Origin of the sequence: Lysinibacillus sp. NPDC093692, from assembly GCF_050280125.1 — a bacterium.
In the GTDB taxonomy this organism is placed as follows: domain Bacteria; phylum Bacillota; class Bacilli; order Bacillales_A; family Planococcaceae; genus Lysinibacillus.
The window spans coordinates 40,332-64,282 of record NZ_JBNNUW010000021.1; the positions used below are offsets into that span (position 1 = coordinate 40,332).

Annotated in this window: 25 protein-coding genes; 4 read left to right on the forward strand and 21 right to left on the reverse strand. The window is 37.6% G+C overall.

The window, feature by feature from the left end:
• Positions 1-208: 208 nt before the first annotated feature.
• Both ACQKN4_RS19315 and ACQKN4_RS19320 read right to left on the reverse strand, forming a co-directional pair.
• Positions 209-1,243, reverse strand: coding sequence for a DUF4179 domain-containing protein (locus ACQKN4_RS19315; RefSeq protein ID WP_427484559.1), 1,035 nt, complete (start codon positions 1,241-1,243; stop codon positions 209-211).
• Positions 1,240-1,806, reverse strand: a complete 567-nt coding sequence (locus tag ACQKN4_RS19320; protein WP_427484560.1) for a sigma-70 family RNA polymerase sigma factor — start codon at positions 1,804-1,806, stop codon at positions 1,240-1,242. Before ACQKN4_RS19320 ends, ACQKN4_RS19315 begins: the two co-directional genes overlap by 4 nt.
• A 263-nt stretch (positions 1,807-2,069) precedes the next feature.
• On the opposite strand from ACQKN4_RS19320, the gene ACQKN4_RS19325 reads away from it, so the two are divergent.
• Both ACQKN4_RS19325 and ACQKN4_RS19330 read left to right on the forward strand, forming a co-directional pair.
• Positions 2,070-2,792, forward strand: a complete 723-nt coding sequence (locus tag ACQKN4_RS19325; RefSeq protein ID WP_079562780.1) for a response regulator transcription factor — start codon at positions 2,070-2,072, stop codon at positions 2,790-2,792.
• Positions 2,789-4,180, forward strand: a complete 1,392-nt coding sequence (locus ACQKN4_RS19330; protein ID WP_427484561.1) for a sensor histidine kinase — start codon at positions 2,789-2,791, stop codon at positions 4,178-4,180. Before ACQKN4_RS19325 ends, ACQKN4_RS19330 begins: the two co-directional genes overlap by 4 nt.
• Before the next feature lie 27 nt (positions 4,181-4,207).
• On the opposite strand, the gene ACQKN4_RS19335 is transcribed toward ACQKN4_RS19330, so the two are convergent.
• The 7 genes from ACQKN4_RS19335 to ACQKN4_RS19365 form a co-directional block, all read right to left on the reverse strand.
• Entirely contained in the window at positions 4,208-4,570 is a 363-nt protein-coding gene (locus ACQKN4_RS19335) for a YxeA family protein (protein ID WP_079562778.1), read from the reverse strand.
• A 1-nt stretch (position 4,571) separates the two neighbouring features.
• Positions 4,572-6,440, reverse strand: a complete 1,869-nt coding sequence (locus ACQKN4_RS19340; RefSeq protein ID WP_079562777.1) for an FtsX-like permease family protein — start codon at positions 6,438-6,440, stop codon at positions 4,572-4,574.
• Positions 6,427-7,194 (reverse strand): ABC transporter ATP-binding protein, encoded by a 768-nt coding sequence (locus ACQKN4_RS19345; protein WP_427484562.1) that lies wholly within the window; start codon positions 7,192-7,194, stop codon positions 6,427-6,429. Before ACQKN4_RS19345 ends, ACQKN4_RS19340 begins: the two co-directional genes overlap by 14 nt.
• Positions 7,195-7,466: 272 nt before the next feature.
• Positions 7,467-7,940: a glutathione peroxidase gene (locus tag ACQKN4_RS19350; RefSeq protein ID WP_427484563.1), complete on the reverse strand. Its 474-nt coding sequence runs from the start codon at positions 7,938-7,940 to the stop codon at positions 7,467-7,469.
• An 18-nt stretch (positions 7,941-7,958) separates the two neighbouring features.
• Positions 7,959-9,293 (reverse strand): FAD-dependent oxidoreductase, encoded by a 1,335-nt coding sequence (locus tag ACQKN4_RS19355; protein ID WP_427484564.1) that lies wholly within the window; start codon positions 9,291-9,293, stop codon positions 7,959-7,961.
• A gap of 13 nt (positions 9,294-9,306) precedes the next feature.
• Positions 9,307-10,452: a VanZ family protein gene (locus tag ACQKN4_RS19360; protein ID WP_427484565.1), complete on the reverse strand. Its 1,146-nt coding sequence runs from the start codon at positions 10,450-10,452 to the stop codon at positions 9,307-9,309.
• Between the two features lie 331 nt (positions 10,453-10,783).
• Positions 10,784-11,071: a DUF6509 family protein gene (locus ACQKN4_RS19365; RefSeq protein ID WP_079562772.1), complete on the reverse strand. Its 288-nt coding sequence runs from the start codon at positions 11,069-11,071 to the stop codon at positions 10,784-10,786.
• Between the two features lie 154 nt (positions 11,072-11,225).
• Between ACQKN4_RS19365 and ACQKN4_RS19370 the strand changes: the two genes are divergently transcribed.
• Complete coding sequence (locus ACQKN4_RS19370) at positions 11,226-12,410, forward strand: alanyl-tRNA editing protein (protein WP_427484566.1); 1,185 nt, start codon at positions 11,226-11,228, stop codon at positions 12,408-12,410.
• Between the two features lie 426 nt (positions 12,411-12,836).
• On the opposite strand, the gene ACQKN4_RS19375 is transcribed toward ACQKN4_RS19370, so the two are convergent.
• From ACQKN4_RS19375 to ACQKN4_RS19430, 12 genes are all read right to left on the reverse strand, one after another.
• Complete coding sequence (locus ACQKN4_RS19375) at positions 12,837-13,652, reverse strand: metallophosphoesterase (protein ID WP_079562770.1); 816 nt, start codon at positions 13,650-13,652, stop codon at positions 12,837-12,839.
• A gap of 257 nt (positions 13,653-13,909) precedes the next feature.
• Positions 13,910-14,632, reverse strand: coding sequence for an amino acid ABC transporter ATP-binding protein (locus tag ACQKN4_RS19380; RefSeq protein WP_079562769.1), 723 nt, complete (start codon positions 14,630-14,632; stop codon positions 13,910-13,912).
• Positions 14,625-15,284 carry an amino acid ABC transporter permease gene (locus tag ACQKN4_RS19385; protein ID WP_079562768.1) on the reverse strand — a complete coding sequence of 220 codons (660 nt, stop codon included), beginning with the start codon at positions 15,282-15,284 and terminating at the stop codon, positions 14,625-14,627. The genes ACQKN4_RS19380 and ACQKN4_RS19385 overlap by 8 nt, the downstream gene beginning before the upstream one ends.
• A gap of 84 nt (positions 15,285-15,368) precedes the next feature.
• Positions 15,369-16,166: a transporter substrate-binding domain-containing protein gene (locus ACQKN4_RS19390; RefSeq protein ID WP_079562767.1), complete on the reverse strand. Its 798-nt coding sequence runs from the start codon at positions 16,164-16,166 to the stop codon at positions 15,369-15,371.
• Between the two features lie 30 nt (positions 16,167-16,196).
• Complete coding sequence (locus ACQKN4_RS19395; RefSeq protein WP_427484567.1) at positions 16,197-16,421, reverse strand: hypothetical protein; 225 nt, start codon at positions 16,419-16,421, stop codon at positions 16,197-16,199.
• A gap of 141 nt (positions 16,422-16,562) precedes the next feature.
• Complete coding sequence (locus ACQKN4_RS19400) at positions 16,563-16,922, reverse strand: Na+/H+ antiporter subunit G (RefSeq protein WP_079562765.1); 360 nt, start codon at positions 16,920-16,922, stop codon at positions 16,563-16,565.
• The gene (locus ACQKN4_RS19405; RefSeq protein ID WP_079562764.1) at positions 16,900-17,184 is read right to left on the reverse strand and encodes a Na(+)/H(+) antiporter subunit F1; all 285 of its coding nucleotides are present in this window, start codon (positions 17,182-17,184) and stop codon (positions 16,900-16,902) included. The genes ACQKN4_RS19400 and ACQKN4_RS19405 overlap by 23 nt, the downstream gene beginning before the upstream one ends.
• Entirely contained in the window at positions 17,184-17,666 is a 483-nt protein-coding gene (locus ACQKN4_RS19410) for a Na+/H+ antiporter subunit E (protein ID WP_079562763.1), read from the reverse strand. The genes ACQKN4_RS19405 and ACQKN4_RS19410 overlap by 1 nt, the downstream gene beginning before the upstream one ends.
• Positions 17,666-19,171, reverse strand: coding sequence for a Na+/H+ antiporter subunit D (locus ACQKN4_RS19415; protein ID WP_079562762.1), 1,506 nt, complete (start codon positions 19,169-19,171; stop codon positions 17,666-17,668). Before ACQKN4_RS19415 ends, ACQKN4_RS19410 begins: the two co-directional genes overlap by 1 nt.
• Positions 19,164-19,502, reverse strand: a complete 339-nt coding sequence (locus ACQKN4_RS19420; RefSeq protein WP_079562761.1) for a Na(+)/H(+) antiporter subunit C — start codon at positions 19,500-19,502, stop codon at positions 19,164-19,166. The genes ACQKN4_RS19415 and ACQKN4_RS19420 overlap by 8 nt, the downstream gene beginning before the upstream one ends.
• Before the next feature lie 3 nt (positions 19,503-19,505).
• Entirely contained in the window at positions 19,506-19,928 is a 423-nt protein-coding gene (locus ACQKN4_RS19425; protein WP_079562760.1) for a Na(+)/H(+) antiporter subunit B, read from the reverse strand.
• Entirely contained in the window at positions 19,915-22,329 is a 2,415-nt protein-coding gene (locus ACQKN4_RS19430) for a Na+/H+ antiporter subunit A (RefSeq protein WP_427484568.1), read from the reverse strand. The genes ACQKN4_RS19425 and ACQKN4_RS19430 overlap by 14 nt, the downstream gene beginning before the upstream one ends.
• Positions 22,330-23,168: 839 nt before the next feature.
• On the opposite strand from ACQKN4_RS19430, the gene ACQKN4_RS19435 reads away from it, so the two are divergent.
• Positions 23,169-23,858: a histidine kinase gene (locus ACQKN4_RS19435; RefSeq protein WP_079562758.1), complete on the forward strand. Its 690-nt coding sequence runs from the start codon at positions 23,169-23,171 to the stop codon at positions 23,856-23,858.
• Positions 23,859-23,951: the final 93 nt, after the last annotated feature.

The following is a 23,951-nucleotide window of genomic DNA, read 5'->3' on the forward strand; positions in this document are numbered from 1 at the left end:
GTTCTTCTCTCCTAGTGCTTTTCCTGTATGTAAATGCATGATTTTTGTCCAATAGAAGTAGATATGGGCTACAAAGTACATGGAAAATTATGACGTTTATTTTGTGTGTTTTCAACCATATACACATAAAAAGCACAGACTCTTACAAATGTATTGTAAAAGTCTGTACTTTATTTTGTAATAAACTTCATTTCTTTGTAAGCGTGCGTTAATTTAATGAGATTGTCACAGGATCCATCTCTCTTAATTCCGTGCCTTTTCCTGAGCCTAAGGAGAAATAAATAACAGGAACAAATGTAATGGATGTAGCAGTTGGATTGATCGCCTGTACAGTAGCACTTGATTTATAAGAAATTCCACCGTCTCGACTTGATGAACCATTTCCATTTACTACATAGGTGTTCCCTAGATTATCTCGTAGTTCATCAAATTGAACTGTAACATCTGGCCACTTTTTTAACACTTCTGGGATAACTTCATATTCATAATGAATAACAGTGGACATATCATTTTTTCCAAGGGCGGTAAATCGAGCAATGACATCATAGTTTGTAACAGTTTCGTTGACTAGCTGTAGCTCACCTGCTAACTTAGAGACTTTAAAATTAAATGCCCAATCCCCTTCCACTTTTATATCGTTATTCATGTTGAGAAAAGCTTCTGGTTTCCATGTTACTTCTAATTCATCTGGTGCTTCTTTATCAAAATAAGGTGTTGTATTTGCTAATCCGATATATTTATTATCACCTATCTTTTCCAGTCGGCTACTTCCTCCACCACCTATAGCTCCTTTGATATCCATGAAGTCTCCTTCTATAAACGGAGAATCTCCTAAATCTTTATCTGTTTCAAGTGCAAAAGAAATTGTCAGAGATGTACCGTCATACACAGCATTTTCAATCATCATAGATAAGCCATTACTAGAATGAACCTGTCCAATTTCCGTTGCGTGACTATCAAAGTTCTCAAACATTGTGTTTTTATTATCAAAATTGCTAGCAATGTTTTTCATAAACGGAATTTGTGAAGCAAGTGTAGGAAAAGCAATGCTTACGGTAGTTACCATACTGATGCCAATTATTGCTGCCGCTGCTGTATGACGCACCCATTTTGGCATACGCTTTCTTGTTGCTTGCTTCTTTAAAATCGTTTGTTTAAGGTTCCTCTTTCGCTGTGCAGATAATTCAATTGGTTCAATTTTATCCACATCCAGGTCCAGCCACTCTTTATAAGTCTTTGTCATATAAATGCCTCCTTCAACTGTATTGTTGATGCTAGTTTCTTCTTCCCTCTATAAAGCCGATTTTCTACGGCTGCTTTTGATAAATGCAGTGCTTCTGCTATCTCGGAATTCGTTAATTGCAAATAATACCTCATCATGAAAATATCTCGATCAATATTTTCTAAGTGACTAATAGCTAATAACAAATCGTTTCGTTGCTCCTTTTTCAAAAGCTCCTGCTGTGTATCTTTTATATCAGCCTTTTGCAAGAGCTCCTCATCTCCCTTTTCTCTTTGTTGTTGTTTTTCAAGTTTACGGAATAAATCTATGGCTTTATATTTTGTCAGCATCCCTATCCATTTTTTAAAATCCTCAGATTCGCCCTTAAATTGCTTTGCATTTTGCCAAATAGCTAGGAATACATAATTAACACAGTCATCAATAGAATCTTTATTAATACTGGAAAGAATCTTATAAGCTATGGCATGCACGAAGCCAGAATAATGCTCAATTACAAACTCAAGCGCATCTTCTTTTTGGTTTTGCAGACGGCTAATAAAGTTTTTAGCTGTACATCTCACCATTTCTCCCCCCTTATGTTTATTTGAAAAAGCTTCTTCACTAACTATATCGAAGCTCACTCACCAAAACTCTCAACTATTTTTGTGAGAAATGATGATTTTCATTAAAAAATCATCATTCGTGCTTCAATCTCCTCTTTCAAACAAATTTCATTTATAATGAGTCACATAAAGTGATTTCTCTACTGCTAAACATATTAGCTATACACTATTCTTGAAATACTAATAACAGTTTTTAATAAAAAAGAAGAAAGGACGTGTGAACCATGAAAGAACCAACTATTCTAGTGGTGGACGATGAGGCAGATTTAGCAAACCTTCTAAAAGTCAGCCTACAAAAAGAAGGCTATAAACAAATTCATACAGCTGGCTCCATTCAAGAAGCCTGGATGAGCTTTCAACAAACACAACCCGATATTGTACTTCTTGATGTGATGCTTCCTGATGGCGAGGGCTACGATTTATGTCGTCGTATTCGGGAAGTATCGCATGTGCCAGTGCTTTTCATGTCAGCGAAAAATGATGAAATTGATAAAATTTTAGGGCTTGCCATCGGAGGAGACGACTATATTACGAAACCTTTTAGTCCTAAAGAGGTCGCCTATCGTGTGAAGGCACAGCTTCGCAGAGCTGGCTATCAAACGCAGGAAGTAGCACCAGATCCTTCCGCGAAGTCAATTCAAGTTGGCCCATTCTTACTTAATGGTGATGAAACGGAGGTACATAAGGACGAAGTTTTATTGGAGCTAACAGCGAAAGAGATCGGCTTGATGGCTTGCTTTATGAATAATCCTAATCGAATTTTAAGTAAAGAAACTCTATTTGAGCGTGTATGGGGAGAGGACTTTTTCGGCTCAGACAATACCGTAATGGTGCATATTCGACGGCTGCGTGAAAAGGTTGAAAACGATGCATCAAAACCTGTGTATATTACAACTGTAAAAGGGCTTGGCTATAAATTTGTCGTTCCAAAAGAGGAGCAAGTATGAAATGGAAATTAACAGCTAGATTTCTTCTGTCTGTGCTGTCTATTGTTATTATTGTTATTTTCCTGAATACAGCCATTTTAATTGGTTTTTTCATTTTCCAACAGGTAAATAAATACGATAAAACAACTTCGTATTCAGAGGAAAACTTCGTGCGCGAGTTCCAACAGTATATTGATATAAGTAATGGAACGGTATCGGTAAGCAAGGATGGACTTCAACAATTGCATCAGCGAAATGCTTGGATTCAATTACTTGATAATAATGGACAGGTCATTGAAGCCCATTTTTCTCCAGAGAAGGCTCCTGCACACTATGCGCCGATTGATTTAATTCAAGTTTATAAATATAAAGAGTTCGACGTAGATACAACCGTATATGTAGGAAGTAAAGAAAGTATTAGTTATCTTATCGGTATTGAGGGCAGTGGCGTTACTAGATATGTCACTCATTTTTCTGGCTCATCCGTCTTACAGTTTATTGGCAAGTTTGGTTTGCTTATTGTCATTGCTGATTTATTAGTAGCTACACTCGTTGGCTGGCTTTTCGGTCGAACGTTGACCAAGCCCCTACACGCAATGATTGAACGTATTCGTCATTTAAAAAATCATGAGCATGTTTCTAGTAAAATGCCAGGTGGTGTTTACAAACCTGTTTTCGAGAATTTAAATGAAGTATCAAAAGAGCTTGCCGCACACGAGCAGGAACGTAAAAGATTAGAAATGATGCGTGAGGAATGGATCAGCAATGTGTCACACGATATGAAAACACCTCTTGCTTCGATTCGTGGTTATGCGGAGCTACTGAATGATGGAAAATTGACTGCTGATGAACAAAGAGACTACGCTCACATTATCGAAAAACAATCATTGCATATGCAAGATTTACTCGATGATTTAAATTTAACTATGCGCTTAAGACATCAGCAGCTTCCGCTCAGCTTAACCGAAGTAAATATGGTGCAATTTATTCGTGAAATCGTTATAGATACACTCAATACCCCTCAATATGAGGAAGCCAATATTGAGTTTAATGCAACTAACGATGTCATCAAGCATCACATTGACGAGCACTTTATGCGACGAGCGATTATGAATTTTTTACACAATGCATTGCTTCATAATCCTTCTGATGTATCAGTTACTATTCTTGTTGAAGATCATTCCATTACGATTTCTGATAACGGTAAAGGCATTTCTGCTGAAGATCTTGAACATATTTTCGAGCGCTATTATCGAGGGACAAATACTGAGCAAACACACGGTACTGGCTTAGGTACTGCAATTGCTAGAGACATTATTGAAGCGCACGGAGGAACTGTAACAATTACCTCCGAAGGACAACAAGGTACAACTGTTAGCATTCAATTTCAAATAGAAAAAAAGGAGTAGCCCTAAACTAGGGACTACTCCTTCTTCTTATTTTTTCATTAGCTCTTGCACTTTTTTTGGTAGCTCATGGAATTTTACTTCATCATATGATGATACTTCCGTTTCTTTTTTTACATAAAGCTTCAAGTATGCATCGTGACGTAAATTTTTCTGAGCTGAAAACTCCAATGTTTGCTCTTCACCGTTCTCGTCATAAGCAGGTAGCTCGTACAAATAGGACTTCATAATTTCTCCAGTATCTAGCTTATATTCCTTTAGATCACCATCAGAAGTGATATGAACATAGTATGCTTCTTTATTTAAACGGTTAAAATCTACGGTCATTAGAACAACAAGACCCGCTACGAACAATAAAAACAATGCTCCTATACCTAAGAATACTTTTTTCATTTTAATTCCCCTGTCTAACAATTTTATAGAATGAACGAACTGTAAAGATATAATATATGCCGTAAATTGCAGAATAAGCAATCATCCACAGTATTACTGGTTTCGTTATATCCATACCAAATAGCTGTGAAAAGGCTAGCAGCGCAAATGCACTATGTGCGATACCAACAACGAGTGGTGCACTAAAGATAACGGCAACCTGTCCTGCAACTGTTTTTAATATCTGTTTTTTATTAACACCGATTTTATTTAAAATCGCATATTTAGACTGATCTTCCTCAGCCTCTGTTAAAATTTTAAAGTAAATAATACTTCCTGTCGCCGCTAAAAATACTAATCCTAAAAAGCTTCCTACAAACAATAGTGATCCTACAGTAGCTAAACTAGCCTCATAACTTTGTGGAACACTTGAAAACCCATCCTGCTGTTCAGTAGCTAGTTGATTGGAAATCTCCTTTGAAATATCCTGTTGCTTCAAGTCATTATCCATACCAACTACCTGCATTTTAACACTTTCTGCATTTGTTGCTGTGAACACTTTATCATTAACAACGAGTACTGTACCAGCTGGTAAAAAGTTTAACACACTCTCCGTATACATTTTATCAACATGGAATGATTCCCCGTTCTCCAATTTAAACTCTTCACCCGTAAAATCATGTGAAAAACGTTCATCGAAAGTTGTATCAAGTAACACTGTTGAACCATCTGCAATGTGCAGTTCTTCATCTTTCCCCTGCAATTTTGCTAAACGATTATAGTCAGATTCCTTTAATAATGTATATTCAAAATACGAATATTCATTATCGACACGTAAATTTTTTACAGAAAGCGCTTCGTTGTACAAGACGTCTTCTTGCGAAAATTTTACTGTCTCACCCTTCCACATAAATGTGTTAGGTAACATTTGACGTACAGTTGCTTCCGCATTGTAATACATCCCGAAAACGCCGCCACCTGCTGTAATCGTCGTCGCACTTAAAATAGCGATGATCGAAAGCGATTTAGCGTTTGCTCGAATACGGTACAATAATTGTGATACCCCGATTAAGTTCAAGCCTTTCCATGACCAAGAAGTTGCATTTTTCAACGCCGTTAACACAAATACGCTAACACTATGGAATAACAGATATGTCCCTGCAATGGTCACACCTATAACCATTAATGGCGTACCTAGTATTGTGAAGAATCTCCAGATATCACTTGTAAATATATCTTCAGATGCTGTGTAATAACCAAATGCAATTAGCGCTGCCCCAAGAATAGCTGCTACTAATGATGCACGTGGAATCTTCTCTCCTTGCTTCTCAGCATGGAACAAGTCAATCAGTTTAAATTGATAAATGACACGATAGCCCTGTAAAGATGTGAATAAAAATAGTAGCGCAAAAATGCCTGTTGTATTTACTAGAGCCTCAGAGGAAAAAGTTAAACTTCCTACAACCTCATAGCCCATTAAACGAACTAAAATCATTAATAGCCCTTGTGACATAAAGAATCCAAGAACAATTCCTAGTACTAGAGAGACAAGCCCAATCACTAAATTCTCGAAAAAGAGCATTAAGCCAATTTTCTGCTTACGCACACCTAGTAAAGAGTAAAGTGCTACTTCCTTTTTTCGTCTCTTCATAAAGAACGAATTGGAATACGCCATAAAGATGATGATGAAGAATAATAGCACAACGGATGATGCACTCATCAATCCTTTAATTTGCTGCGATGATTGTTTTAATGCTGAAAGATCATCATTATATTTCAATGTCACAAACGTAAAGTAGATGACGATACTAAAAACCATCGAGGCGATATATAAAAAGTAGTTCGACAAATTACGTTGAACATTTTTTCGCGCTAAACTAAATAACGTCATTTACTCCACCTCCGATGCCAGCAAGCACCTGTAAAATCTCTTGGAAGAACTGCTTTCTTGTTTGAGTACCACGATGAATTTCCTTAGAAAGCTGTCCGTCCTGAATAAATAGAATGCGCTGACAGAAGCTTGCTGCAAATGCATCATGCGTAACCATCATAATAGTGGACGCTTGAGAATTATTTAAATCACTTAAGCTTTCAAGCAAATCTGTTGCTGATTTTGAATCAAGAGCACCTGTAGGCTCATCCGCAAAAATTAATTTCGGTTCTGTAACTAATGCACGTGATGATGCTGTACGTTGCTTCTGCCCACCTGAAATTTGATATGGGTATTTATCAAGTAAGTCTTTTATCCCAAACAGTGTAGCTATGCGTTCTACCCTTGCGTTAATTGCCTTTGTTGGCACTTTTGCAATCGCAAGAGGCAGTACGATATTTTCACGAACTGTTAAAGAATCGAGTAAGTTATAGTCTTGGAAGATAAAGCCTAGATTGTCGCGACGAAAATCTGCTAACTCTGCATCCTTCATGCACGCTAAGTTTGTATCACCAATAATAATTTCACCAGTCGTTGGCGTATCAATTGTAGCTAACACATTTAATAACGTCGATTTCCCAGCCCCTGAAGGCCCCATTACACCAACAAACTCTCCTTTTTCTACTTCAAATGATATATTCGATAGCGCTGTAAATGTATTTGCGCCTTTGCCGTAAGTCTTTTCTACATTTTGAACCTTTAATAATGGCGTCATAAACGCTCACCTCTTCTTTCTGACTTTAGTATACGCCCTCAAACTTACAACAAATTTGTCCCAAGCTTACAACAACCTTAAATCAACCTATCCACATGACATACGTTTTAACAAAATATCGCCTAACTTTTGAAGTTTATCGCCCAATTTTTTAGTTTTATCGATAAACTTTTGCATTTTATCACCCAACTTATAATTTTTATCGACATCCACCCTCAAATGAGCATAAAAAAGGATTCACACACAAAACTGTGCGTGAATCCTCAACTTTATTATGATAAAACTTCTTTAATATCGTCCTCAAAGCTACTTGGCTTATCAGCTGATCCATAGCGTCCGACAACTTCACCATTGCGATTCACAAGGAATTTTGTGAAATTCCATTTTATACTGTTGCCGAGAAAGCCTTTTGAATGCGATGTCAAATGCTCAAAAATAGAGTGTGCACCCTTACCATTGACCTTCACAATTTCATGCATAGGGAACGTCACGCCATATGTTAAACGGCATTGTGACGCCGCTTCCTCAGCAGTCGCCACTTCTTGTTTAAACTGATTGGATGGGAAGCCAAGAACAACAAGACCTTCATCCTGATATTTTTTATATAGATCTTCTAATTCTTCAAACTGCGGTGTAAAACCACATTTGGAAGCCGTATTAACAATTAGCATTGCCTTGCCCTGATAACGATCTAAGCTATATTCAGTACCATCTCCCAAAGCAACCTGAATGTCGTAAATGCTCATTTCTAATAACCCCTTTCGTTATAAACGCGCATTTATTCTGGCCACCTGCTGTAGTGGATCCCAAACACCATTAAATGGAGGCGCGTAGGCTAAATCTAAATCTAGTAAATCAGGTAACGTCATTTTATTGTATAAGGCTGTCGCAAACACATCGATCCGTTTATCAATACCTGCCGGACCGACAATTTGTGCGCCTAAAAGCTGTTGATCTCGTTTACGAACAACAATTTTAATGAACATCCGTTGGGCACCTGGATAATATCCCGCAATATGGCGCGCAGACAATTTAAAGGCTTCATATTCAAAACCTAGCTCTTTAGCATTACGCTCATTAATACCTGTCGTGGTAATCGTTAAATTGAAAAACTTTAAGATCGACGTACCTACAATCCCGCGAAACGGCGCAAACTTGCCCGACATATTGAGTCCTGCTAAACGACCTTGCTTATTAGCTGTCGTTCCAAGAGGTATATAATCTAGGCGTTCTTTCACAATATTAAAATGCGTTGCACAATCTCCCGCAGCATAAATATTTTCAACAGATGTCTCTAAATGTCGATTGACAATAACCGCACCATTTTTCTCTAGTGCTATACCTGTACCTTCTAAAAATTGAGTATTTGGTTTAATCCCCGCAGCCATAATGACTAAATCCGTATCAAATGCGCCATTGTCTGTTATAACACGCTCAACACGGTGATTCCCCTCAAATGCCTCTACTTTTGTATTTAGCACAAGCTCGACATCATTCTTTTTCGCTTCTTCATGAACATGTTGTGCAAGCTCTTCATCTAGGATTCTTGCAACATAGCTACCTCGTTGAATCAATCTTACTTTTTTGCCGCAAGCATGGATCGTCTCGGCCATTTCTAGCCCAATATAGCCTGCGCCTATAATTGTTACATTTTCTATATCCGGCGTTAAATCGGCTAGTAACTCATCTAGCTGAGGTATTGTTTTCACCGTGTGTATACCCGCTAAATCCGAACCTTTCTTCACCGGCATAATAGGATCCGCGCCTGTTGCAATAAGGAGCTTATCATAAGGAATTTCAAATGATTCACCAGATGACTGTGTTCCAAAAACAAGCTTCTTGTCTACATCAATTCCGTTAACCTCATGACCAACACGAGCATCAATACCGTACTTATCACGAAAAGTTTCTACATCTCTTGCTATAAGACGCTTTGTCGATGAAATACGCCCATCTACAACATAGGGCAAGCCACACTGCCCATATGAATAAATAAATCCACGTTCTACAGATATAATCTCTGCCCCAGGTACATTTCGATATATTTCCATTGCTGCTGACATTCCGGCAGCATCTCCTCCGATGATTACGTATTTCATCCAACAATCCCCCCTATTTTTTTCTCGTTGCTAATAAGCCTGCATAATAGTCCATATAAAAACGGCGTCTACCTCCACTTACAATGACACGAATAACATGAATAGCAATAACTATCATTAGAACAAAGTTCGCTATAAAGGCTGACAATGTAATGACAATTTGTAGTACATAAAATGGTGAATCCATATCTAATTCTATGTTCCCTATAATTGTTATAATCTCCGACGTGCAGACTATCACGAGAATAGCAACACAACGACGCAACGATTGACTGACAATACTTTTGCCGTTTTCACTGACCATTGTAAATCGCATAAACTTCATCCCTAATGTTGCACCTTTTGTAAAACTCGGAACAACACCAAAGAGCAACAAATACAAAGCAATTTTTATTAAAAACTCAAAAATGCCACTATAGCCTATTACGACACTAACGAAGAACAAAATGACTTGCGCTATAAATAAATCTATTGCTAGTGCCAACAATATCGATAATGGTTTGACAATATCTTTCTCGACCATTTCTGCTGCTTTAGCCGTCACCTTTTCATGAGAAGGAAACAGCGCCCACACAACAGGGGCTAAGAAGAACCCTAATAGTGCACCAACACTGTTAAGTATTAAATCATCCACATCAAAAATTCGATACGCACAATTAAAGATGCCATAAATTCCTGTATATTGGGTTACCTCATAAAACAATGTTAGCAAAAAGCTAAATAGAAATGCACGTTTCCAGTACTTTCTTTTTTTAAGGAAATAACGCAAGTACACGCCAAAAGGCATGAGCAGCAAGAAATTAAAAAATGCCTGAAAAAAAGCAGGCTGCTTCGGTATATAAATCCATGTTGAAGGATTCGTCAAAACAATCCCACTATCCTTTAAAATATCCGTAACAAATTGAAAAGGATGTAAATTATAATGGACTGTATCTGGGGCTTGCAAAGAGCAAGTATCACGTGTTTCTGGGAAAGGCAATAAAACTAAGCATAATGCCGATAAAAAGTAAAAAATAAATGAGAACGTAATAATCGTTTTGGATACAGATAAATAGCCATATTTCCGATACGTATAAATAAGCCAAGGTACAAATAGCATAAAGGATGAGAAAATTGTTATTAATAAAGCTACCATTATAGAATGTGTATAAACTGACATAGAACACCTCTTCGTTTAAAAATCGGCTATTCACCATAGGTTTGTTTTCCGTTCTGGCTGAGCACTTTCTGGGACGGTGCATCCAATTAGCCGCTTTGGTGATTAAGCCTAAGAATTTCTTAAACTTAGTTTACCCTTTTAACACAACACTACTATTTCATTAATCTTAAATAATCCTTAATTAGTGATGTAAAGTTAAAATTCCACTTAAACTCCCATGAGACAAACAAGTGTACACCAATGTAACTCGTGCCTGTCCACAGAAAGCAAAGCGGAATTTTATCGAATAAGAAAATATTTATTTTTGTTGGAAATGCTTTTACGCAGACCTCTACGCTTTTGCGATTTCCTCTTTGCAGAATGTTAAAATCTCTTCTAGCTCTTCATCCTCTAATGCAAAATCTAAATACTCACTTTCTGCTTTTTCTATGATGAAGTAATTTAAAATAAATGACTCTTCACCTTTTTCAGCGATTAGTACACGAATTTCAATTCCTGCTTCGTGATAAAGCTCATCTTCTTCATCAATATCTACATCTAAAATAAATTCGTAACGCTTGCCTTCAATAATGTTTGTTGGATCTAAAATTTCTTCCATTGAGAATTGTGTAATTTCCATTGTACGATCTCCTTTAAGTTAACCTATTCTTATATATTAAATCAAATTCAGCATGGGTCAAATAGAAAACTCGTATACACTCGAAAGTAATTATGCCACAATGAAAATAAATTAATTGAGAGACGTGATTCTCTTACATAAAGGAGGCTTTTTCTTGAAAGAGCTACTATATTATCAAGATGTTATGTTACGTGAATTTAATGCAAAAATTATCAATAAAGGAAGAGATGCAGATGGCCGTAACTACGTGGTGCTATCAAATACTGCATTTTATCCAACGGGAGGCGGACAACCTCATGACACTGGTACTTTAAACGATATCGAGGTTATCGAGGTCGAGAAAATCAATGATGAAATTCGCCATTATATTCAAGGCGACCCTACTAGCTTAGTTGGAGAAGTGCATGGACAATTGAATTGGCAACGACGGTTTGATCATATGCAGCAGCATGCAGGTCAACATATTTTAACTGCGGCCTTTGTCGAGCTTTTCGATGCACAAACTGTTAGCTTCCATTTAGGTAGTGAGCAAGTCACAATTGATATTGCCGTGGATGTCCTAACGGAAGAACAGCTTGTTGCCGCGGAAGCCCGTGCCAATGAAATTATTTTAGAGAACCGCCCAATTGACACGACATGGATTACAGAAAAAGAACTAGAGAACTACAGCCTACGTAAAGATGTAGCCGTTACAGGAGATATTAGACTTGTTATTATTCCAGACTTTGATTACAACGGTTGTGGTGGTACACATCCAACATCAACAGGACAAGTCAGCGCAATAAAAATCCTAGGCACAGAAAAAATGAAGGGCAATATTCGTGTCTCCTTTGTATGTGGCCATCGAGTTTTAGCGGAGCTAGCCATGCGAAAGAAAGTTCTAGCTGACGTTGCAAGACAATTAAGTGTACCTGAAATTGAAGCAGCTACAGCACTTACAAAAATCTTAACAACACAGAAAAATACAGAAAAGGCACTTGTGGCGGCAAAAGAAGAGCTGCTAAATTACGAAGCAAAAGCGTTAGTTTCTAGTAAAGAACGCCTTATTACTGCCGCTTTTACTCAACGGACTATGCAAGAGCTTCAAAAATTAGCTCGAACTGTTGTCACTGAGCAGGTAGAAGCTATCGTATTACTTGTTTCAGAAAATGAAGACAAGCTTCAGTTTGTTGCAGCACGTGGTGCAAAAGTTGAAAAGAGTATGAAGGACATTGCCGGGAAGGCACTGCCACTCATTAATGGAAAAGGCGGCGGCAGTGATCAGATGGTACAAGGCGGTGGCGAGCGTATTATCTCTACCGAGCAACTATTTGAAGCAATGCAAGAAGTACTAAACTAACCTTTTCGATTACAACAAAGGAGCTGTTCCATTACTAGGATGGCTCCTTTATTCATTTATGCATTCCACCACTTGCTGCACATTCTATCGCCGACATCTCCCCATCGATAATTATCCACAGACAATTGCTCAGCTAAAGTAATCAATCCACCAACAAATTATTTTATCCACAAGTTATCCACAAACAATACACAAATTACCCACAAGTCCTCTCGATTATATCTAATTGATTCACCAGATAAAAAAACTTTCCATAATGATTTATAAAAACAGAATAGTTCCTAGTACCACCCGAACTACTCTTTGAATTACCAAACAAGGCTGATTTTATATCGGGATGGGCATGGGTTCTACTTTGATTATGAAATACTCATTTATCTTGTTAAACGTATAACAAAAAAGCACTGCGTAGCAAAGACGCAGTGCTTACTTTTTCTTTAATTCCATTACAAGAATTTCTGGTGGATTAAAAATTCGAATAGGTACTGTACTATTACCTAATCCTCGACTAACGGCCATAGTTGTTGTTCCTTCTTCAAAAACACCTGCCGTATACTTCGGAAGTATTCCCTGTCCTCGTGCGAAAAGACCACCAATACCAGGAATTCGAACTTGTCCACCATGTGCATGTCCTGCAAATACTAAATCAATTCCATATTCCACATACGTATTAAACACTTCTGGTCGATGCGCTAGTAAAATCGTTAATATATTTGGTGGAACATCTTTTGTTGCTATTTCTAGCATTTCTTTCGTTGTTCTACCCGATAACGGATCTTCGATGCCAACAATTGCCAAGCGCTCCCCGTCGCGCTCAATAATGGCCGATTCATTGGACAATACATGTACACCTAACGATGATAGCTCGTCATAAATTACATTCACTTTATTCGTCGCTACTTCATGGTTTCCTAGTACATAATAAACATCCGCTAATTTAACTAATCCCCTAACAGCCTGCAAGCTTCGCTCCAAATTATAACGATTACTATCAACTAAATCACCTGTAATAAAAATCAGGTCAGGATTTGTTGCTTTCACCTTTGCTATGAGTTTCTCTTGATGTTCACCAAAGAGAGCATCCTGTAAATCTGTTATTTGCGTAATGCGTAGTCCATCAAAGCCGGCGGGCGCTTTTTCTGACTCGAATTCATACTTGCTTACAACCAGCCAATGATTGTTTACGTACAAAAAAATGACTATAAAAACAACAAAAAAAGCTACATATAATAATTTTTTCAATCGCAATCGCTCACTTTGTGGCTACTTTTTCAGAAAAAATCTGACTCTCCTATTATAAGCATAAAACAAGGTAATTGTAAGCATATGCACATAAAATCATTAGATTGCACAAAAAGAGTAGCTCGAAATGTACCGATGACCGAGGATCTAACTAGCCAGTTTTTCTATAGGGGATCCCATGTATGGATACCTCAACAAATGAAAATAAAAAACGCATTTAGACACTCCTTTAAAAGAGTCTAAATGCGTTTTATTACTTATAATACTTTTTCTAAAAAATCTTTCGCACGTTGTGTAGATGGTGATGAGAAAAACTGTTCTGGTGGTGCGTCCTCAATTAACTTTCCGCCATCAAGGAATAGTATACGGTCAGCCACTTCACGTGCAAAGCCCATTTCATGCGTTACGATTAACATCGTCATACCCGTATCAGCAAGATTTTTCATAACGGCTAATACCTCTTTTACCATTTCAGGGTCAAGAGCTGAAGTAGGCTCGTCAAATAAAATTACTTTTGGATCCATTGCTAGTGCTCGAGCAATAGCAACACGTTGCTTCTGTCCTCCCGATAGACGGCTTGGATATTCATTACGCTTATCAAATAAGCCTACTTTCGTTAATAAATCTTCAGCCTTTTTGATAGCCGCTGTCTTATCTATTCCTTTTACATTAATCGGTGCGTATGTTAAATTTTCAAGTACCGTTTTATGAGGAAAAAGATGAAAATGCTGAAATACCATACCGACCTCTTCACGGATTTTCATAATGTTTGTCCCTTTGTCCGTTAGAACGTCACCCGCAATTGTAATCTTTCCACTCGTTGGCTCTTCTAATAAATTTAAGCAGCGCAGGAATGTTGATTTACCAGACCCTGATGGACCAATAATAGCAATTACTTCTTTTTCTTTAACTTCTGTTGAAATACCCTTTAGTACTTCGTTTTGTCCATATGATTTGTGTAAATCTTCAATTTTAATCACTTCTTCTCATTCCTTTCTCAATTCGTCTACCAAGGAACGTTAATACAAGCGTCATAATGTAGTAGATTACACCCGCAAATAGTAAAGGCTCAAGATAGCGATATGTTGAACCACCTACAATGTAAGCACGGCGCATAATATCAAGTGCACTAATAACCGTCACGACAGCCGTTTCTTTATTTAATGTAATAAACTCATTCACTAATGATGGTAAAATATTTTTTACGGCTTGTGGGATAATAATATCTTTCATCATTTTCGCATATGGAATACCTAGCGCTTGTGCCGCTTCCATCTGTCCTTTATCAACCGCATTAATACCAGCGCGAATGATTTCTGAAATATAAGCACCTGAGTTTAACCCGAATGCAATAATAGCCGTTGGAACTGGGTCAATTTGAATATCTAATAATTGTGGCACTGCATAATAGATAATCATTAATTGTAGTACGAGCGGTGTACCACGGAAAATTGATGTATAAAAATCTGCAAACCAACGTAAAACACTCACTTTACCAATTTTGCATAACGCTAGTAATATACCAACTATAAAACCGATGATTGATGCACCGAATGCAATTTGAAGTGTAACACCTATCCCTTTTAATATATAAGGAATAGAGGGAATGATGGCTGTAAAATCTAAATTCACAGTGCCCCCTCCTTTCTTGTTCTTTTTTCAGGAAATGAAAGATATAAGCGATAGCTCAAGATAGAGCTATCGCAGTAAACTTACTTATTTAACTTTTAACCATTTTTCTTCTAGCTCTTGAATTTTACCTTCAGCAGCTAATTCTTTTAATGCTTTGTTAATTTTATCTTTAAGATCGCTACCTTTTGGAACAGCGATCGCTTTAAAGTCTTCAGGTTGCTCTTTAACAGGGAACGCTTCTAGTTTATCGTTCGTATCAAGATAGCCTTTCGCTACGCCACTTTCTACAATCCCAGCATCTAAACGCTTAGACATCATGTCTTGAACAATTTCAGGAATTCGAGTACGACCTTCAACAGTGGCATCTACTTCTTTAGCAATTTTATTTCCTAAAGTTTCTTGAATAGAAGCGTTTTGAACACCAATTTTTTTACCGGCTAAATCAGCCTCTTTTTTAATACCGCTATCCTTTTTCACGATAAATACTTGCTCTGTTTGATTATATTTATCAGAGAAATCTACAACTTTTTCACGTTCTTCATTAGGTGACATACCAGAGATAACAATATCAATTTTTCCGGCTTGTAGAGCTGGCACTAAACTATTGAAGTCGATATCTTGAACTTCTATTTCTGCACCAATCTTTTCACCAACTAATTTAATTAAATCAATATCAAAACCAATAATATCATCACCTTTTGCAGCATCAACATACTCAAATGGTGCATAATCAGATGAAGTACCTACTTTTAATACTTGCTTTTGTTCTGTGCCTTCGTTAGCATTTGAACCTTTATCGCTTGCCTTATCATCTTTTGCGCCACATGCCGCTAGGACAGCAATTACTAGCACGAGCATAACCATGAAAAATTTGTTTTTCATATTCAACAATCTCCTTTTATTTATGTTTTATTATCTATAATACTCTTGTTCTTGAAAATAAACGCATGGATATTTATACAACGAGGAGAATAAATATCTATCTGCTAATAAGATATACTCTTTCGAAGTAATAATCAAGCTAATCTGAAAATTTCCCGATAAAATATTATATACATAATTTTCGGAAAAATCAATCCATTTAGATTTACGACCGACAAAATAAGCTCCTCGATCATACTCCACCGGCCGCTTCATTTGTACTCCCAACAACTTATACATGGCGTACGTTTTAACAAAAAAGACCCCGAAAATGGGGTCTCAGATTATTAACTAACGCTAATCCTACGGGATAAGCTAGAGCCAAGCCCGAGATACCTTTGGAGGTTGCCACTTATTTTATTTTTCATCTGCAAATAGCTTTTCCTTTAGCTCATCCTCTCCGGACCCTTCTGCTAAAGGTACGCGAGATCGATACGCAGCACGACATATTAAATGCCCTGCTACAGGAGCTGTTACAAAAACGAAGCCAATTCCTAATATTAAACGTACACTAACATATCCATCATGAACCCAAAAGTAAATAAATGCGCCTAATAGACATGTTAAGACCGACAATGTCGAACTTTTCGTTGCGGCATGTGAACGCGTGTATACGTCCGGTAAACGAATCATCCCAAATGCACTAATAACACTTACAATGGAGCCAATCAATATAAGTATAACTGCCGCCCATTCAATCATTTGATTTACGTTCAACAATCACACCTCTTTCAATATATTTCGTAAATGCAATCGTGCCGATAAAAGCTAAAATCCCTAATATTAATATCGCCTCTAAATACGCCTTTGTTTTCAAAATAATAGAGACGATAGCGATTGCTGAAAGTAGATTAACACCTATTGTATCAAGTGCAATAGCACGGTCAGGTAACGAAGGGCCTCGTATCACACGAAAAAGTGACAACGCAATCGATACACTGAATAATGCAAGAGCTAAAAGTAAAATTTTATCAATCATTAACGTGTCACCTCCATGATCGCTTGTTCAAATTTCCCTATTGAACGAATGACTGCTTCTTTCGATTGTTCAATATCCATTGCATGAATATAAAACATATCTCCCTCTTCAGAAACTTCCATCACGACTGAACCTGGAGTCAGTGTGAGCAACAATGCAAGAGCTGTTATTTCCCAATCTCCTTTTAGCGCTGTTTTATACGTAAATATTCCAGGAGTTATAGTGAGCTTCGGCGTCGTAATTTGTTTTAATACGCTGTAACTCGATAATAGTAGCTCCCAATTAAAGAGCCATAATAATTTAATGATTGAAAACACACGTCGTAAATAAAATTGTGTGCCGTAAAAGCGGTGCATCGCATATAAAATCCCTATTCCGACGATAAAGCCCATTAGAAATGTCGAAAACTGTGGTACCACTTCATCCTGTAACAAGAGCCAAAGTGTTGCGATAAATAAATTCAGAATAAATTGCATCGCCATTATTCATTCACCTCACCTTGCCATGTTGTGCCATCTAGCACTGCATCAATATAGATTGATGGCGTATAGAGTGTCTCTGCCGCGTCTGTTACATACGGAGCCATCCATTCAGCTCCAATTCCTAAAGCAATCGTACAAGCGGCCAACAATGTTAATGGTAAAACCATACGCTTTGGTAACGGCTTTTCATCCTCTAGGCTAATAATCGTTTCCCCAAAGAATGAGGAAAGAAATATTCGTAATAGGGAATACAAAACAATTAAACTAGATAAAAATCCTAGCCCTAGTAGAACAAAATTACCGCCCTCAATAGCTCCTTGTCCTATTAAAACCTTCCCTAAAAAGCCACTCAATGGTGGTATCCCAGCAAGGGAACACATGACAATAAAGAATAACCAGCCAAAAAGAGGGTAATTTCGAATAAGCCCACTCATTTTATCAATAACCGTTTCGCCAGTAACATACATCATCATGCCAACTGCTAAAAACAGCATGGCCTTAGCTACCATATCGTGCATCAAATAGTATGTTACGCCCTGTAAGGCAGACTCGGTACCGATCGCTAGACCAGCTACTATAAAGCCCACACCAATAAGGACATTATACGAGGCAATTGTTCTTACATCTCGTCCTGCTAGTGCTCCCATACATCCAGCAATAATCGTCAGTCCCGCCATAATTCCTAGTATCATATGAGTCACTTCAGTATTATTCGGGAAAAGTAATGTAAAAGTGCGGACGAGCGCATAAATTCCAACTTTTGTTAATAATGCAGCAAAAAGTGCGGCTATAGCTGTTGGTGGTGCACTGTATGAGCCTGGGAGCCAGAAGAATAATAATAGGCCAGCCTTCAAGCTAAAGACAATTAAGAAAATAAGAGCCACAGTCGTGATCAGTGGGTCAGCTCCTAGCTCCATCACGCGGACTGAAATATGTGCCATATTCAACGTTCCAACGGTTCCATATAAAAAAGCTAATGCCACTAGGAAAATCCAAGATGCAACAATATTAATAAGGACATATTTTAATGCCTCTCGCAGCTGAACTTTCTCGCCGCCTAAACTAATGAGTGCATATGAAGCAAGTAACATCACCTCAAAGCACACAAACAAGTTAAAAACATCCCCTGTTAGAAATGAGCCATTCACACCCGCCACCATAAGTAGGACAAACGGGTAAAAATACATCTTTTCAAAGCTCTTACCGATTGTAAAAAAGGCATATAACAGACAAATGGCTGCGACAATATTCGCTACTAATACGAGAAGCATTGCGAACGAATCAGCAACAAATAAAATGCCGAATGGCGGTGCCCAGCCACTAAAATCAATACGCATTACACCCTGTTTTTGAATCTCTAGCAATAAAATAACACTAATAAAGGCAACAAAGCTTAATGTCAATAAACTAATGATGCGCTGCAAAAATACATTGTCACGTAAAAACACAAGTAAAATGGCCGTAATAACCGGCACGATTAATGGTAAAACAATCATATTACTCATCCGGCGTACCTCTCAATTCATCAAAATTCGCCGAACCGTTCGTTTTATAAGCTCGGTAACCGAGAACAAGCACAAATGCCGTCACCGCGAAGCTAATCACGATTGCAGTTAAAATCAAAGCTTGCGGCAGAGCATCTGTGTAAGGACCTTCTGATTCCTCTAAAAGTGGTACATTCCCCTTCTTCAGTCCACCCATCGTTAAAATCAGTAAATGTGCCGCATGCGATAATACCGCCGTTCCTAAAATCACACGTAATAACTGTTTCGAGAGGATTAAGTACGTCGCAACAGCTACTAATACACCAACTAACACTAGTATTAAAGACTCCATTGGCTACTCATCCTCACTTATACTTAAAATAATTGTGACTACAACACCAACTACTGTTAAAGCTACACCAGCCTCGAAAATGGTTACCGTCGAAAAGCCCATCTTCCCGAATATCGGTACATTTATATAGCTATGTGTCTGCGTTAAAAACGGAGCATCAAAAAATAGTGAGCCAATTGCTGTGCCCGTCGCAAGTAATACGCCAAGTGCAGCAACTTTTTTAAAATCAAAAGGCATCCCTTTATGCACTGTTTCAATGTCATACGCTAAATATAGTAGAACAATGCCGGAGGCTAGTACGAGACCACCTATAAAACCTCCACCCGGAGCATGATGCCCTGCAAAGAATAAATAAATACCAAGGGTTAAAATTATGAATACGACTGTCTTTGTGACAGTACGTAAAATGACGTCATTGATTTTCATGATCCGTTTCCTCCTTTCGTGGCTTTAGCTTCGTTAATGTATACACTCCTAAGCCAGCAATCAGAAGAACGACAACTTCTAGCATCGTATCAAACGCACGGAAATCGCCTAATATGGTGTTGACGATATTTGAACCACCCGCCAGCTTGTAAGAATCATTGAAGTAAGTAGCTACTGGCTCAAAGCGATCGAAATGGACAACCGCTAAGCCTACTAATGTAACTGTGGCGCCAACGAAAATGGATATAATGACCTTAGACCATTTCATTTTTTTGCGGGAGGCTTCAGGCATTAAATCAGGTAAATATTTAAAGCATAGAAGGAATAAAGCAGTTGTCACAGATTCAACGACTAATTGCGTTAATGCTAAATCAGGCGCACGGAAAATCACAAAGAAAAATGCGATTGAATAGCCAAGTACGCCATTCAATAACATTGCTGTTACGCGTCCCTTAGCAAAAATTATCCATACGGCAGCGAACATCATGACAAACACTAAAATGAGCTCATAGGACTCAACTGCGGAATCCTTCGCAAAATTAAATGCAATAGCATCCGACCAAATAAAATATCCTGCGATAATGGCAACAAAGAATACATATATATAGACAAAATAATGTGTTAAATTACCTGTCATATACCGATTCGTAAGCTTTGCCGAACTATTTTCACCAAACTCAATCAAACGATTGTAATACATATTAAACGTATATCTTTGTGGGAATATCCGATACAAAGGCTTCCAGCTTTTTAACGTTTTAAACAAGATAATCCCTATAATAATGACACCAACAGTCATTAACAATTCAGCATTAATGCCATGCCAAGCATGAATATGTGGTGTTAATTCACTAGCCGATGGGAATGCTGGATAAATACTTGCCATAGCAGGCTCTAAAATATAATGCCCTAGCACATTCGGGAAGAAGAAAATCCCAACTACAAAGACGCACAAAATGATTGGCGAAAGTAGCATACCTAACGGAGCCTCATGCGGTTTTTTATCCAACTTATCAAGCTGTAGTTTTCCGAAAAACGTTCGACTAATTAAAATCATACAGTACACAAATGTAAAGATACTTGCTACCCATGCCACTATTGGAAATAATAATCCCAAATCAGAAATTGAAAATGCCTCTACATTGCGAATAGTTAATGCTGCAGCGAAAAACATTTCTTTACTTAAGAAACCGTTAAATGGAGGTAAGCCGGCCATAGAAAATCCACCAATAACTGCAATGGTGAAAGTTATAGGCATTAAAGCCATTAACCCTCCAAGACGACGAATATCACGTGTGCCCACCTCATGATCGACAATACCGACCATCATGAAAAGTGCACCTTTAAACGTGGAGTGATTAATAAGATGAAACAACGCCGCAAAGCTTGCCTGCGTGTAAAGAACAGTATCTGCAGCATAGCCGTAATAATGTGCTACTGATCCTAGTCCAAATAAACTCATAATCAAACCGAGTTGACTAACCGTTGAAAAGGCCAGTAACGCCTTTAAATCTGTTTGCCTCACAGCATTAAATGAGCCCCAGAACAACGTTACAAGACCAATCACACTGACTAGCCAGAACCAAACAGCCTCTCCTCCAAACACTGGAGAAAAACGTGCAACTAAATAAATCCCGGCCTTTACCATTGTTGCCGAGTGTAAGTAAGCACTGACAGGAGTTGGCGCCTCCATCGCATCAGGAAGCCAAATATGGAAAGGAAACTGTGCAGATTTTGTAAATGCACCGATTAGAATAAGGATTAACGCTGGAATAAACAGTGTGTGATCTCGTATAACCTCTACGTCGGCTACGATTTCACGAATACTAAATGTACCCGATGCTACATATAGCATCAAAAAGCCTGCAAGCATTGAAAGGCCACCAAAAACTGTAATAGTCATCGCTTTTCTTGCACCAGCACGAGATGCTTTTCGATGATGCCAAAATGCAATTAACAGGAATGATGACACACTTGTTAGCTCCCAAAATGTGTATAATACCATTAGATTATCTGAAAAGACGACGCCAAGCATTGCACCCATGAATAGTAATAAATAGCAGTAAAAATGGTGAAGAGATTCTTTCGTTGATAAATAAAATATAGAATATAAAATGACTAAACTACCTACACCCGTAATCAGCAAGCCAAAAATCATACTGAGTCCGTCGAGGTAAGTTGTGAAATTTATATTAAAAGAGGGAATCCACTCATATGTATGAATAAACGTTTTACCCTCGGCAATTTGAGGAATATAGCGCGCGAGTAAAAGAAATAGGATGAATGGAACGGATAAAACAAACCAGCCAAGATGTGCAACACGCCTTAACCGCCTATAAAGTAGTGGAATAAGCGCAGCACAAACAAATGGTAAAAGTATCGCAATGAGAACTGTAACCAAGTGAAAACCTCCTACTATCAATTTCGTTCAGCAACTGTTTACTATAGTGCGAAAAACTGTGACAACCGATAATAAAGTATTCCCAAATCTACTGAAGTTACTACTGTTTATACTTTATTTCGAACACAAAAATTCTATAGTAATCGCTGGAGACTCTAACTTTATTCAGCAAACGTTTACACTGAAAAAAGTTAAGCCTTTTTGCCTCCCACCAGGAAGATATTAGATCAATAAAGCTAATTAACATATCAGAAATTTTCTTGAAATTTGATTTTTTCACGTAATAAACTTGAATTGGAAAGTAAGCGGTATGCGTTGTAATAATAGACATTATAAATATAGACAAATCTAGATTATTCAACATTCAACATTCAACACATACTTTATGCAGAGAGAAGCTTTTGATGGTAGCACTGCATAAAACCTGGGGAACTTTTTTAGCTATTTAGCTTCATATCCTGAGAAGCAAAAATAACCAATATCGCCTTAATCCTATAGAGAATGGCATGATTTTTAAACGAGATAATATGTACACACACAATGGCGTACCAAGTCACTTGACTATCTATTTAACTAACTGCATAATAGTGTGGCATATAGAAGCAATTGGTTTAAATGCACGAAATGCATAAATCAAATAACTGTAAAGTATAAAGATAACCCAGTTTTCTCAAGGTTTTCCCGATATATTGTCATTAACTTTTATACGTTTTTTAGTATACAATATAAATGAGCATAATGCACTGTATCAGCATCGATTTTAGCTGTTTTAGGATATTTTTTTCAAAATCGACAGTAGAATTAATAAAATAACAACATGATAAGAGGTGTTAATTTTTATGAAGCATGTAAAAGGGCGTTTAGACGAAAGTATATTAGTTTGTGTTTACTATGGGCTTAACGGCGAGCGATTAATACGACGCGGTCATAAAATGGCTACAATGCTAGATTGTCCACTCTATATCCTTTCAGTCGATTCGCAACCCCTTGATGCCTTTGACGCAGAGAAGTCGAGCTACATTGAGCAATGGAAAAAGTTATCTGATGAGCTTGAAATTGAAGAGTTCATATTACAAGATAATGAAAAGCGTCCAATACAAAAGGTTATAGCAGAAGTGGCAAAAAATTACGGAATTTCTCAAATTATCGTAGGCCAAAGCGCACAAAGCCGCTGGGAAGAGATTACAAAAGGTTCTTTCCTAAATGTTTTATTAAAAGAGGTTCCTTTCGTTGATTTTCACATCGTGGCTGTCCAACGTCCAACTGACGATGATGATGCAAACGATACATATGAGAAAGGTGTACGTGCTTATTTAATTCAAGAACATGGAGACTTTAAAGTAGCATTTACATGTCCTAAATATGTATCCATTGAAGGGATATTCTTCAAAGAGGTTGGTACTGACTTTGATAATGGTATTTTTAAATTCACTTACAATGATAAAATGCATGAAGTTCACATATCAGAGGGCTATATACTAGATAAGGGAAAACTTCCTTCTGAATTTTTATCACCATTACGTCAATAATAAAAACGCGTTTCTCTAATAATTAGAGAACGCGTTTTTGCTTATCGATAAAATAATGAATACCTTTCACTTTGGAGGAAACAAACTCGATGC